The organism is Kitasatospora sp. NPDC002227 (genome assembly GCF_040296285.1).
Lineage (GTDB): Bacteria > Actinomycetota > Actinomycetes > Streptomycetales > Streptomycetaceae > Kitasatospora.
Genome location: NZ_JBEOWY010000032.1, coordinates 74,310 through 86,548, shown reverse-complemented (window position 1 = coordinate 86,548; position 12,239 = coordinate 74,310). Strand labels below are relative to the sequence as shown.

Here is a 12,239-nt window from a genome sequence, read left to right as displayed (position 1 = left end):
CCGGACCTCTTCAACCGCCTCAACCGAGGCGATCACGTCGCTCATCAGGTGCTCTTCCTTGATCGGGAGATACACCGGTCACCGTACAGACCCGGGAATTCCGGGGTGTCGGTCCGGGTGGCATCACCGTCTTGCTCTACATCGTCCGTTTCGAGGAGGGAGATGAGATCGTGCGTTGCCCAGTCCGGGAGGGTTGCTGCTGCGGGGACCGGCAGCCGAGCGTCGCGCCGGAGGGATTCTTCCTTGAAGATCGCCTCGGTGATCCAGGCGAACGTGTCGTCGTCCAGGAGGTCCGGGTAGTCGGCAGCGGTGTCGGCAAATTGGTCGGTGTCGGGGAAGGCAGCGGGCGCTGCGGCGGGCAGGCTGTCGTCCCTCTCCGCGCGGGCGACAGCGCTGCGGACCGCCGTCTCGTACCAGCCTGATCCCCACCATTCACCGACCGACTCGGTGCGGGAGCCGTGCAGGGTCAGCATGCGCAGGACGGCTTCGGGGCCGAGCGTCTCGTCGGCCTGCTGCCAGAGGTCGATCTGGCCGTGGATCGAGGTGAGGATCGGCGCCCAGCCCTCTTCGAAGATGTCAGCGAGAGCCTGGCCGTCGGCAAGTCGGCGGGCCGGTGTTGTGAGGGCGAGTCGCACTGCCGGCCAGTCAACGCCCTGGCGGTGAACGTGCGGAAGGACGGCGCGGGTGGCAGCGATGTTCGCGCGAGCCATCGTGATGTCGTCGATCTTGAAGTGCCACTCCTCGACATCGCTCTCGCGGCGCCAGCACCATTCGGCGATGCCCCGGGCCGCGGCCGCCGGAACGGGGTCCGGGACGATCAGCGGGTAGGCGCGCAGTCCGGCGCCAAGCCGCCAGTCGAACTCCTCGCCCAGTGCCGCAAGTGCCTCTCGCCCGTCACCATCGCGCCGATGGCGGCTGATCGCGTCGTGGATGGTGTCTGCCCAAAGAAGCAGGACCAGGTCGTGGCGCAGCGACTTGGCTTCCTCGGGCAGGTGGATGCGGGTGGCGTCGAGCAGTCCGGCTTCGGCGAAGGCTCGGCGTGCGGCCTCGGCCTTCGAGGCCTGGGTCGCGTGTGTGCTCAGGTCGACGGTGAGGGGTTGGTCGAGCGGGCACAGCGGGGGCAGGCTGTCGGCCCAGTCCCAGTATTCGGTCGGGTTGTCGACGGTGAGCTGTGCGGTGGTGGGGTTCCAGCTGACGCCGATGTGGAAGTTCGAGCGGGAGAACTCCAGTGATACGGGCTGGGTACCAGGCTCCTCGTCCTCGTCGTCTTCCTCGTGCCAGGACTCGGTCTCGGTCCAGCCGGCTCGCCGCAGCGGTGCGGTGAGCCGGGCGAGCAGTTGTGGACCGGCGGCTTGCGGCGACAGGATGTCAGTGGGCGTTGTCGTCATCGGTTCCCTGTTCGATGCTGCGGTTTGTGCCTGGCGGGGTGCCCGTCATGGGGTGCTGTTGCGGGCTGCTTCGGCCTTCGCCTGGAGCTCACGGACAATGCGCCGCCAGCGATGCGCACCGCTCGTGTGCCAGTGGTCCTCGCCTGGCGGTGCCCAGTCGGCCAGCTCGCGGAGCTGGTGGCCGAGCGTCGCCCGGTCGAGGTCGTCGTGGTCGCCCTGTTCTCGGTCGAGCTGCTGGCTGATGTCGTGGAGGCGATGGGCGGCTCGGTAGTAGGACAGCTGGGTGTCCGTCAGCCGGCGCACCGCGTACCCCCAGCACTTGCTGCACCAGTCGTACTCGTCGTTGTCGAGCAGGTCGGAGACGGTCAACAGGTCGTCAGCATCGACAACGCCGCGCTCACGGGTGTGGGGGCAGAACGGCGAGTGGCCCTTCCCCTGGATCCTCGGGTTGGCGTTCGTCGTGTAGATCTGGACGTCGGCGAGGACGCCGAGCGGGATGCCGCTCCCCCCGTTGCGCCACCCCGTGGCCTTCGGGGCCTCGAACGGCTCCAGGTCGAAGTCCCGGGCGTGGGCCAGCAGCCCTTGCCACACCGCACGTGGGAGACCGCGGGAACGTCCGTCGTGGTCGTACCCTCCGTCGAGGGTTCGCAGGTCCTGGACGCCGCGGGCCATCGCGAGCAGGCGCAGGTTGGGTTCGGCCTGCGCCTCGTCGAACACGAGCCAGGCGGCACGTGTGGCACCCTGCGCCAGAGCGAGGTCCTCGGCGAAGAGCGGGTCGTGCGGCTCCCGCACGCGCTCCGGCCACAGGCCCTCCCTGTCCTCGGGTCTGGGACCGACTTCGCGGACCCACGGCTCGATCACATCCGCGGGGAGGTCTGAGGAACCGGCCAGGAGAAAGCATTGCCAACCGCCGGCCAGTCGCCTCTCCAGTACCGGCACCGGGAGGACCTCGGCGCCTCCCGCCGTCGAGAAGACGAGGTACAGCTCGTCCGCGCCCGCCCGCATCGAGCGCAGCAGACGGAGATGGTCCGCGGTCAGTGGCTGGCGCCCGCGCACCGGGGTGTCGTCGAAGACTCCGGGGCGGATCGGGCTCGGCGCAGGCGCGGGCCCGGTAAGGGTCGGTTGTTCGTCGTGGGACTCGCAGTCCAGGAGGGCGGAGTCGGCCAGAAGCCGGTCTGCGATGAGTTGAGGTACGCGCAACGTGAGGGTGCGGGTCGCCCAGTCGGCGTCGGTGAGGTACGTGACCAGGACGCCGATCGTCCAGTCGTCGAGGACAGCGAGGAACCCCTGGTCGGACCGGTACGAGGCATCGTCCTTGACCTCCGGCAGCTGTGCGGTCACCCACCGCAACGCTGTGGGCTCCGATGCGGCGGCGGCCTCCTGGATCCGGCTTTCCCAGGAGGCGACCAGTGCGTCGGCAGCGGCGCGGGCCTGGGCGTAGCCCTTGCGGTTGGGGCGGATGCCGTGGGTGGGGCCGTAGGTGCGTTGGCCGGGGCGGCCCCAGCCGCCCTGGGCCTCGGCGTGCCACCGGCGCCAGAGCGCCCTCAGTCGTGTGGTGACCTCCTCGGTGGTGCCGATGGCGCTGAACACGGTATCCGAGACGGGGAGTTCGGGCTGCCTCATAGCGGCCGCCGCAGCGGCTGCCAGGAGCACTTCGGGGTCTACGAACAGTGTTGCCTGGGCCCGCAGGCTCTCCAGGTACTGCTGCTTGGCGGTGAGTTGTGGCTGCGCCCACGGTGCCAGCCAGGAGAACATGACGACGGTGGCCTGGGCTTGGTGGAGGCTCCGGGCTGCCCCGCGCCAGGCCGACAGCACGCTGTCCCGCAGGCGCTCCGCTTCGTCGCGCGCCTCCCAGTCCTCGTCGTCCGACTCCTCGTCCCCGTTCTCGTCCCCGTTCTCGTCCCCGACGCCGGCAGCCGGCTCGGCAGGATCGCTGTGGAGCAGGGCGGCGGACTGCCGCACTTCAGCCTCGTCCCAGCTCTCATCGGGGCCCGGCTCGGTGTAGCACTGCAGCTGGTAGACGAGGCCGAGGCCGCGCAGTGCCTGCAGGAAGATGCCGAGGCTGGTCTCCGGCGGTGCCCACCGCCCCCACTCCGCGCAGCGGGAGCACATCCGGGCGATCGTCTCGGCGTTCAACGGCGATTCGGCCGTCACGACGTCGCGCGTGCGCAGGTGGGTGCAGGTCGCCGTGGCGTGCAGCTTGGCGTTCTTGCCCTTGGCCGAGTGGACGGTGACGGGTGTGCCTTGGAAGGGGCCGAGCGGGACGTCGGCGGTCAGCGAGATGTCGAGCACGTAACTCCCCTATCGGTCTCGGCTTGCGAGCCTAGACCGGGCCACCGACAACGTGGTCCCGCACAGATGAGGTGATGGAGGGAGGACACGCCTGTGGTAAGCAGGTCGGCGATGCCCGGGCCGTTGCCCGCGTCCAGGATCAGGACCGCCGACTCGGCCGTGCGTCGGTCGGGCTGGATCCCCACCGGTTCTCATGATCGCGGTGTACCAGATACGGGGGCGCGCAGCGCGGTCACCGGCGTGGTCTTCCGCGAGCAGGCCCCCAGGCCAGCTCACCCTCTCCGGTGCGACCGTGTTGTTCGATCACCTCCCCGGCAGTCGCGTCGGCACGCTGACGACCCCGATGCGTCAGCACGAGCAGCAGGACAGCAACACCCGCGAAGTGGCAACCGAGAAGGGCAAGCAACGGAGTCAACGAGGGTTCCTTAGGGTCAGGACGGGCGCCGAGCGGACGACATGCCGCAGGGCGAAGCGCTCCTAGGTCGAGGGTGGGGGCGAGAGAGGACGCATCAGCACCCTGGCAGCCACGGGATCAGTCGTCGCACGGCCACCGGTCTCCGAGAGAAACCCATCGCCGGCTTCACTCCGGGAACACCGGACAGATGGAATTCCGTGATCACGGGAGCCCGCACTACCAGTCGGGTCCTTGATGTCCGCGCCTGGGCCGGGAACCCCTGGGGGAAGCCCGGCGACGGTGTCGAGCAGTGCACGCACGGACTCACGTTGGGCTCCGCCGACCCGAAGAAGGAACGGGCAGCGAGGTCAGGAGCCGGACACCACTGAGGTGGGTTGTGTGCCTGCGCCCACCGGCGCCCCTGCGTCCGCCACCTCCCCCGGCGGCCGCAGAGCACTCAGATCCACCCAGCGCAGCGTCAGCAGGGTCATGAGGACCGGCAGCGTTCCACCCAGCACGAAGAGGCACACCACGAACTCCCGGCCCGTACCGACACCCGCCAGCACGGCCGACAGCGGGACGAGTGCGAGGGAGCCCAGCCAGTCGATGCTGATGATCCGGCCCCGCACCGCGCTCGGCACGGACGTCTGGACCAGCGTCGCCCAGAACACATTGCCCACGGTCGAGAAGAAGCCGTACGCCACGCCCATCGGCAGCAGCACCCAGAACGACGGCGCGAAGACCATCAGAGCGAGCGGTGCTGCGCCCGCCGTCCAGGCGAGCAGCATCCAACGCGCGTAGTCCCTAGGGGGTTTGCGCGCCCCCAGGAGGACCGATGCGATCACGGCGGCGACGCCCGTCACGCCGATGAGCAGGCCGTAGTCGCGGGCGTCGCCGCCGAGCCGGTCGCTGATGAGGAATGGGAGGAGCACTTGCCGAGGGCCGGACTGGAGCAGCAGCACCGCTCCCGACCACACGATCAGGATCCACAGCCAACGCTCCCCGAAGAGGTAGCGGAGCGCCTGGCGGTAGGGGACGGGCTCGGCCGGCTCCGCCACGCCGGTCTCGGGCACGGTACAGCCGGCCGCTCTCGGCCCGATCAGCGCCACGCACACTGCGGCCACCCCGAAGGTCACGGCATTGAGCGCGATGACGCTGAAGGCGTCGAGCAGGGCGATCAGCACGCCCCCCAGCGCCGGGCCGACCATCCGCATCGCCAGCGACCGGACGGTGGACTCAAGGGCGTTCGCGGCGTGCAGGTCGTCCTCGGAGACGAGATCGGGGGTGAAGGCATCGGCGGCGGGCCCGCTGATCGCGGCGGCCGCGCCGAGCACGAAGGCGGCCCCCACGAGGTGCCACACCTGAAGCCGTCCGCCAAGGTGGAGGAGGCCGAGCGCGGCCAGGGCGACGAAGCTCGCCGCGAACGACCAGCCGATGACCCGTTTGCGCGGGAAGCGGTCGGCCAGCGCCCCGCCGACCAGGACACAGGAGATCAGTCCCACGGACTCGGCGCCCACCACCATGGCGAGCTCCGAGCTGCCGCCACCCATTTCCATGGCAACCCAGGGCAGCGCGACGAGCCAGACGCCGTCGCCGAGCATGCTGATGAGGTACCCGAGCAGGAGCAGCCGGTAGTTCCTGGTGCGCAGCGGGGCCAGCGACCTCGACAGGGATCGGGACAAGGACATCGGATTGCCAACTCCACAGGTGGGTAGGAAGGTTCGGCAGGAGCGTGGCGGCCGCTATCCGACCGCCCCGCTGGTGACAGCCAGTCAGGAGTTCGCCGCAGCGATCCGCTTTCGCAGTGCCACCCTGATCTCCTTGCCGTCCTTGTCCTTGATCATCATCACGGACGGGGTGGAGTGCGTGACGGGCAGCGCCCGCAGTGCCTTCTGGTCCGCGACCCGGGCCTCGTAGTACTCGCGACCTGCTGGCATCGTGTTGGCTCGAAGCGCGGGAATCGGCCGCTGGGCGACCTGCCAGTCGATGACGTCGTTGCCCGGCTGGTACTCACCTCCGTCATCGGGGAGCAGTGTGCGCGGCCGGTTGATGGTGTACACGTTCTCCAGGTGCTCGAATGCGTGCCCGACGCCCGGTGGGATGAGGAGGTACCGCTCCGGGTCCGGGTAGAAGGTGTACGTGACGTCGGCACCGTGGGTCGGCGATTCCACGCGGGTGTCGATGAGATGCAGGGTCACCTCCTGGTCGCGGGGGCCGGCGAAGGTGAGCCGGTCCTCCTGGCCGAGGTGGATGCCGTAGGCGTCGTGGGTGTAGCCCGACTCGCCGTGGTCGATGAAGTAGAGCGGGTGGCGGTCGAGGATGGCGGAGAAGCCGGACTCGAGCCCGCTCCGGATCACGGGGTGGCGCACCCAGCCGAGTCCGAAGACGGCGTCGATCGACTCCCAGCTCTTTTTGTTCTCCTTGGGCAGCGGACGGCGAAGTTCGACCCGCCGGACGGTGCCGTCGGCGAGCCTGACGTCCCGAGTGACGGGGTATTCGTACTCCACCTTCGGGATCATGGCGCGCTGCTGGGCGGCGACCATGTCGTACCAGAGTTCGCCGGCCTGATGGGAGTTGGGCCGGTAGCGGGGCACGTCCTCGTCGGCGATGTCGAGCGGGATGTTGAGGATGTCCGCGTCCGGCTGCCAGTCGAGGGTGCCGTGGACCCAGTCCGCGGGGTCGGGCAGGAACAGCTCGTACGAGTTGATCGTGTTGACATGCTCCAGGCCGGCGAAGGTGTGGGCCACCCCCGGCGGGATGTACAGGGCACGGGCCGAACCGGGGGTCCAGGTGTGCTCCTCGCGCACACCGGCCGTGGGCGAGCCTTCGCGGCAGTCGATGAACCAGCCGGTGACCGATCCGGTACTCGGGCCCAGAAAGGTCAGGACATCGGCCTGTCCCAGGTGGATTCCGTAGTGGCCGTAGCTGAATTCCGATTCGCCGTGGAACACCAGGGTGGCGGGGCGCAGTGTCGGGAAAGGGACGACGTAGGAATCCTTCCCGTTCTCGATCCGCCAGTTCTCGCGCCAACCGAGTCCTTCGATAGTGAACGGCTCTCTCACGGCTTCCCTTTCTCTGTCGCTGGGGTGGGGTGGATCAGGCGATGGTGCGGCCCGGTCTCGGAAGCTCGTTCCGAGACCGGGCCGCACCGTCCCGTGAGGGTCAGGCGAGGATCTCGACCTCGTAGCCGGCGGCCTCGGCGGCAGCGCGCAGGTCCTCGATCGAGGTGGTGGGCAGCTCCTCGAAGATCTCCGCCACGGCTGCCTGCTTGATGCCGGCGAGCGAGGCGGAGAGGCGGGCGGCCTGTTCGGCGCCCTCGAACTTGGTGAAGGCCAGGTTCGTCAGGAGCGTCTGCAGTGCCTCGTCGCCGGACAGTGCCGCCTCGCGGAGCTTGGCCAGGGTGTCGTCGTCGATCCCGTCCCAGTCGGCGTCGAGCTGGGCGCCGTTGGCGTACAGGCTGTGCAGAATCTGGTGGGCCGGGGTGGCGGTGGAAATCTTGTTCACGGTGAACTCCTCACCTTTCTGCCCCTTTTTGCTTCCTCGGGGCTTTGTCGTCGGTGATTTCATCTTCACCGACAGCATCAACGCGGTCAATGATTTCCTTGCCATCTTTCCCGAATCAGGAATTCAGACATTTCGATGGGTCTGGTCTGTTCGAATCAGGAGGCGGGCGCCGGTCGAACTGGGCGGGCGCGTGAGGCAACGGCGACAACGAGGGCTCGGGTCCGAGGGCCACATTTCTCAAGGCCCGGCTGCGGTGTCTCGCTGTCGAGGAAGAGAGCCGGGCGGAGGCCGCCCTGGCGCAGCCCGTCGACGATCTCCGCCGAGCGGCCGGGGTGGAGTACCACCCGACTGCGGCTCCGGCGCACTGGTCGCTGCTCTACGGGCTTCGTCGGCGAGCGCGAGAAGTTGCTCGGCGTACGGCAGTAAACGCTGCCCCGCGGGGGTGAGCAGGACGCTTCTTCCGGCCAGCCGTTCGAACAGGGCCACGCCCAGCGTTGTCTCCAAGCTCTTGATCTGGCTGGTCACGCTGGATTGCGAGTAGTTGAGCTCGGCGGCGGCGCGGCTGAAGCTGAGGAGAGTGGCGGCCTTCTGGAATGTCGTGAGCTGACGAATGTCCACCTGTGCTGTCTCCAAACCTCGGGGAGTGTCCCTGCCGCGTCGGCCCTCGGCAATGGGCTGGCTCTCGGGTCCTGGGTGTGTCCGAGTGACCTTCAGAGGGCGGGCGGTGAGAGCGAAGGGCCTGTCGGGGCTCTCACGAAAATGAATCGGCGGTAGCGCTGGAGTCACCTGTCGGAACCTCCCGCCTCACGGGCCTCCTCACGCTGGCCGAGTCGCCGCGGACTGCACGGCTACCGCGAGCGTCTCGGCGGTGACGCGTCGGCGGTGGGCGTGGGCCTGGTCGAGATTTGCCCGCAGTTGAGCGGCGGCGGCGCGCACGTCGCAGTCGAGCGGCTCGATCGGCGGGTGGCCGGCCGCCAGGATCTGCTTGTAGGCACCTTGTTCGGCGGCGGAGCGGATGGTGAAGTCGATCTCCGCAGCGGCCGTTGCACAGCGTTCCCAGGTGTCCACGGCGCGGCGGGCGTCGGCAACGGCGACGATGTAGGCGTGGTGGGCCGCCAGCCAGTTGACCGCGGAGCTCATCGCTTCCCAGCGGGTCTCGATCAGCTGGCGGAGACTGTCGCGTTCCTCGCGTGCGGCCTGCTCTTCCACCAGTCGGGGGCGCAAGGTGTTGTAGCGGCCGACCACGTCGCTCACCGCCATCAGCCGGGCGGCTTCGTCGCCGATCGCCTGACTGATGGTGCCTTGGGCCGCCCATCGGCCGATGGCGTCGTACATGACGGTGCTGTCGGCGTTCTTGTCGATGCCGATGAGGCCCTCGACAGCCACGGGGCCGGCATTCATCCTGATCTCCTGTTCGTGCGGCGGGGGTTCCAGGCTCGCCGCAGCAGTGCTTTAAGTTCGCGGTCGATGTCGAAGAATTCGTGCTCGGAGCCGATCGGTACGAGCTCGGTCATCTCGTGGCACCACTTGTCGATGTCCACAGCGCGTGCCGAGAGCAGGCAATCTCCCCCTGGGGAGGAGAGGTTGATGAACACCCGTTGATCCGGGCCGAACTGCTGTCTCCACACTTCCAGGTCCCCCTCCCCCGGGCAGGCGGCGCCGTTCACGAGCAGGTCCCGGGCGAAAGTCCAGGTGGCTCCGCTGCCGTCGATCAGGCGGAAGTCCATGCTCATTTCGAAGGGCCGTTCGGCGCTGTAGCGTGCACGGACGAGGACCGGCTCGGATTCGATTCCACTCTCCAATTGCATGAAGAATTGGCTGGTTACGGTGGGGTTCACGTTCGATTTCCCGACTGACGTTTCCTGGCAGGATCAATTTGACTGCGAGAAGACTAGCCGCACTCCCGGCCCTGAATCGCGCCATCGGGCAAACCGTTCACTTTCGCCGGAGCAGAAGTGAACTTTCGTCGCATTCTTCGTTCATCTTGAACTCGACCTGTCTCGACCATGGTTGCACCCCTCACAGTCAAGATCGAAAAACCTTGTCGGTCTAGATGCGAGGACTGCTTCACCATGCCACTGCTCGAGTTCCGCGACCTGCCCACGCCCTTCGATTGCTGCTGCGTCGGCTGCGTCGCGGCCGACGAGGAGCAACGGGGCGAATCAGCGGCTTTCGCCCGTTCCGGCGCCGCCCGGCTCGTGACGGCGGGGGCGGTGGCCGTGGCGGCCCTCGTCGGCCCGGGCTTTGTGCACGCGTCCGCGGCCCAGGCGGCCGAGACGACCGGTGCGGCCATGACGGAAAGCGGCGACCGCACCCTGTCCCCGCAGGGCGCGCCGGACTCGGCCGTCGGCGCGGCCAAGGCCGCGCAGCGCCTGACGCGCGCCCAGATCCTTGCCCGAGCCCAGAAGTGGGTCGACGCCCGGGTGCCGTACAGCATGAGCAAGTACCGGGACGGCTACCGGACCGACTGCTCCGGCTTCGTCTCGATGGCCTGGGGCCTCTCCGGTAATCACTGGACCGGTGATCTGGACCAGTACGGGACGCGGATCAGCAAGGCCGAACTGAAACCGGGCGACATGCTCCTGTTCCACAACTCCGCTTCTCCCCAGCGTGGTTCGCACGTCGTGCTGTTCGTGGAGTGGGCCAACTCGCAGCACACCCGGTACACGGTGATGGAGCAGGCCGGCGGCCTCGGCGCCGTCAAGCGGACGATTCCGTACGCGTACACCTCACACGCTTCGTCGTACGTCCCCTACCGCTACAACCACCTGCAGGACGGCGGCGGCACGAGCGGGGACGCCTTCCCAGGCGCAGGTAACTTCGGTCCCGGGGCCGACAACGCGCACGTGACCCGGCTCGGCACGATGCTGGTCAACCGCGGCGCGGGGCGGTTCTACCAGGAGGGCCCCGGCCCGCGCTGGGGAGCGGCCGACCGCAACGCCACGCGGGCTTTCCAGGAAGCCCAGGGCTGGTCGGGGTCGGACGCCGACGGCATCCCCGGGGCAGCCACCTGGCGACTGCTGGTCGAGGGCCGGGGCAACAACATCGGCGGCGGCACCGCCCCCGGCTCCCCCGCCCCCGGCTCCCCCGCCCCGGGCTTCCCCGGAACCCAGTACTTCGGCCCGGGCAAGCACAACGACCACGTGACGCAGCTCGGGCACCAGTTGGTGAAGAAGGGCTTCGGTCAGTCCTACACCGAGGGCCCTGGTCCTTCGTGGGGCGAAGCCGACCGCCGCGCGGTGGAGGCGTTCCAGCGCTCCCAGGGCTGGAACGGCAGCGACGCGGACGGCTACCCGGGCCCCCACACCTGGCGCCTTCTGTTCGGCTGAGCACTCTCCCGTGGAACGCCCGGGTCGGAGGCCGTCCCTGGATCGGCCTCCGACCCGCCTAAAATTGTCTGATTCACCCGAATCGCCCTCATTCTGTTCAAGGACCCTTGTGACCCTCTCCCCCGCGCCGGACGCCTTCGAGCGCTGCTACACCGCACTCATGAAGCCGGCCGGTCGGACCAGGTGGACCCGCGCCGATCTCCTGATCCTGGGGCTGGTCGCCGTCGGATCGGTGCACAGCGCCTTCAAGCCGGCCGCCGGGCTGCTGCACGGCGTGCTCTCCGCCGCCGTGGTCGCGGTCGCCGTGACCGCCGGTTTCCTCTGGCGACGGCAGGCCCCGCTGGCCCTGGCCGCCGCGACCCTGCTCGGCCTGGTCCTCGACGGCGCCCGAATGCCGGCCTTCTTCGCCCTCTACGGCCTCGCCCGGTACCAGGAGCGCCACCGCTCGGCGGTCATTGCGACGAGCTGCGTGGTGTTCCTCCCCCTGGAGGCCCTGCTGCCCGGCCACCTCGGCACCACACTGGCGGAGGACCTCATCAACTCCACCTTCGCCGTCCTGCTGCCGGTCGTCTTCGGCCTCGGCGCGCGGGCGTACGAGCGGAGCATCGTCGCCCTGCGCGAGGAGCGCGAGCACCGGATCGCCCAGACCAGGGCGGAGGAGCGGGTGCGCCTGGCCCGCGAGATGCACGACGTCCTGGGGCACCGCATCGCGATCATCGCGATGCACGCGGGAGCCATCGAGTACGCGCCCGGCGCGAAGCCCGAAAGCCGGAAGCTGGCCCGGGCGATCGGCGACACCGCCCGCGCCGGCATGCGGGACCTGCGCCAGGTGCTCGGCGCCCTGCGGGAGCGGGAAGGCTCGGTGATCTCCGGGCACTCCCTCGCGGACCTGGAGGAGCTGGTGGCCGGTGCCCGCTCCTCGGGCCTGCAGGTCACCCTCGCCACCGACGTGGCCGACCCGGTGCCGCCCGAGATCGCCCTGACCGCCTACCGCACCGTCCAGGAGGCGCTCACCAATGTGGTGAAGCACGCCCCCGCGGCCAGGACGGACGTGCGCGTCGCCATCACCGGGGGAATGCTCGAAGTACGGGTACGCAACGCCGCCTCGCCCCTCCCCGGGCGCCGGGTCGAGGTGGCCGGGGACGGATTCGGCATGATCGGTCTGCGGGAACGGGTGTTCCTGCTCGGCGGGGAGTTCTGCGCCGAGCCGACCGCCGAGGGCGGCTGGCAGATCCTGATGGCCGTCCCGCTGAACAACATCACGCCGGCGCCGTGAGTCCTGTCTTCCGGCAGCAACCGCATTCACTTTCGTGAACGACCGAGGTGCGAACC

Annotated in this window: 10 protein-coding genes; 2 read left to right on the top strand and 8 right to left on the bottom strand. The window is 69.0% G+C overall.

Translation table 11 applies throughout. The features are described from left to right. Positions 1 to 44: 44 nt before the first annotated feature. The 8 genes from ABT095_RS25660 to ABT095_RS25625 all read right to left on the bottom strand — a co-directional run bounded on the left by ABT095_RS25660 (position 45) and on the right by ABT095_RS25625 (position 9,416). Positions 45 to 1,388 carry a hypothetical protein gene (locus tag ABT095_RS25660; RefSeq protein ID WP_350531843.1) on the bottom strand — a complete coding sequence of 448 codons (1,344 nt, stop codon included), beginning with the start codon at positions 1,386 to 1,388 and terminating at the stop codon, positions 45 to 47. A 45-nt stretch (positions 1,389 to 1,433) separates the two neighbouring features. Continuing rightward, the gene (locus ABT095_RS25655; RefSeq protein WP_350531842.1) at positions 1,434 to 3,680 is read right to left on the bottom strand and encodes a hypothetical protein; all 2,247 of its coding nucleotides are present in this window, start codon (positions 3,678 to 3,680) and stop codon (positions 1,434 to 1,436) included. Between the two features lie 762 nt (positions 3,681 to 4,442). Then, on the bottom strand, positions 4,443 to 5,762 hold the full coding sequence (locus tag ABT095_RS25650; RefSeq protein WP_350531841.1) for an MFS transporter: 1,320 nt from the start codon (positions 5,760 to 5,762) through the stop codon (positions 4,443 to 4,445). Between the two features lie 84 nt (positions 5,763 to 5,846). Next, entirely contained in the window at positions 5,847 to 7,136 is a 1,290-nt protein-coding gene (locus ABT095_RS25645; protein ID WP_350531840.1) for a dTDP-4-dehydrorhamnose 3,5-epimerase family protein, read from the bottom strand. Positions 7,137 to 7,236: 100 nt separating this feature from the next. Further along, positions 7,237 to 7,578, bottom strand: a complete 342-nt coding sequence (locus ABT095_RS25640) for a hypothetical protein (RefSeq protein WP_350531839.1) — start codon at positions 7,576 to 7,578, stop codon at positions 7,237 to 7,239. A 237-nt stretch (positions 7,579 to 7,815) separates the two neighbouring features. Further along, positions 7,816 to 8,196: a LysR family transcriptional regulator gene (locus tag ABT095_RS25635; RefSeq protein WP_350531838.1), complete on the bottom strand. Its 381-nt coding sequence runs from the start codon at positions 8,194 to 8,196 to the stop codon at positions 7,816 to 7,818. A gap of 198 nt (positions 8,197 to 8,394) precedes the next feature. Further along, positions 8,395 to 8,979: a hypothetical protein gene (locus ABT095_RS25630; protein ID WP_350531837.1), complete on the bottom strand. Its 585-nt coding sequence runs from the start codon at positions 8,977 to 8,979 to the stop codon at positions 8,395 to 8,397. Continuing rightward, entirely contained in the window at positions 8,976 to 9,416 is a 441-nt protein-coding gene (locus ABT095_RS25625) for an SsgA family sporulation/cell division regulator (RefSeq protein WP_350531836.1), read from the bottom strand. The genes ABT095_RS25630 and ABT095_RS25625 overlap by 4 nt, the downstream gene beginning before the upstream one ends. A gap of 234 nt (positions 9,417 to 9,650) precedes the next feature. Between ABT095_RS25625 and ABT095_RS25620 the strand changes: the two genes are divergently transcribed. Further along, the gene (locus ABT095_RS25620) at positions 9,651 to 10,907 is read left to right on the top strand and encodes a peptidoglycan-binding protein (protein ID WP_350531835.1); all 1,257 of its coding nucleotides are present in this window, start codon (positions 9,651 to 9,653) and stop codon (positions 10,905 to 10,907) included. A 109-nt stretch (positions 10,908 to 11,016) separates the two neighbouring features. Beyond that, the gene (locus tag ABT095_RS25615; protein ID WP_350531834.1) at positions 11,017 to 12,183 is read left to right on the top strand and encodes a sensor histidine kinase; all 1,167 of its coding nucleotides are present in this window, start codon (positions 11,017 to 11,019) and stop codon (positions 12,181 to 12,183) included. Positions 12,184 to 12,239: the final 56 nt, after the last annotated feature.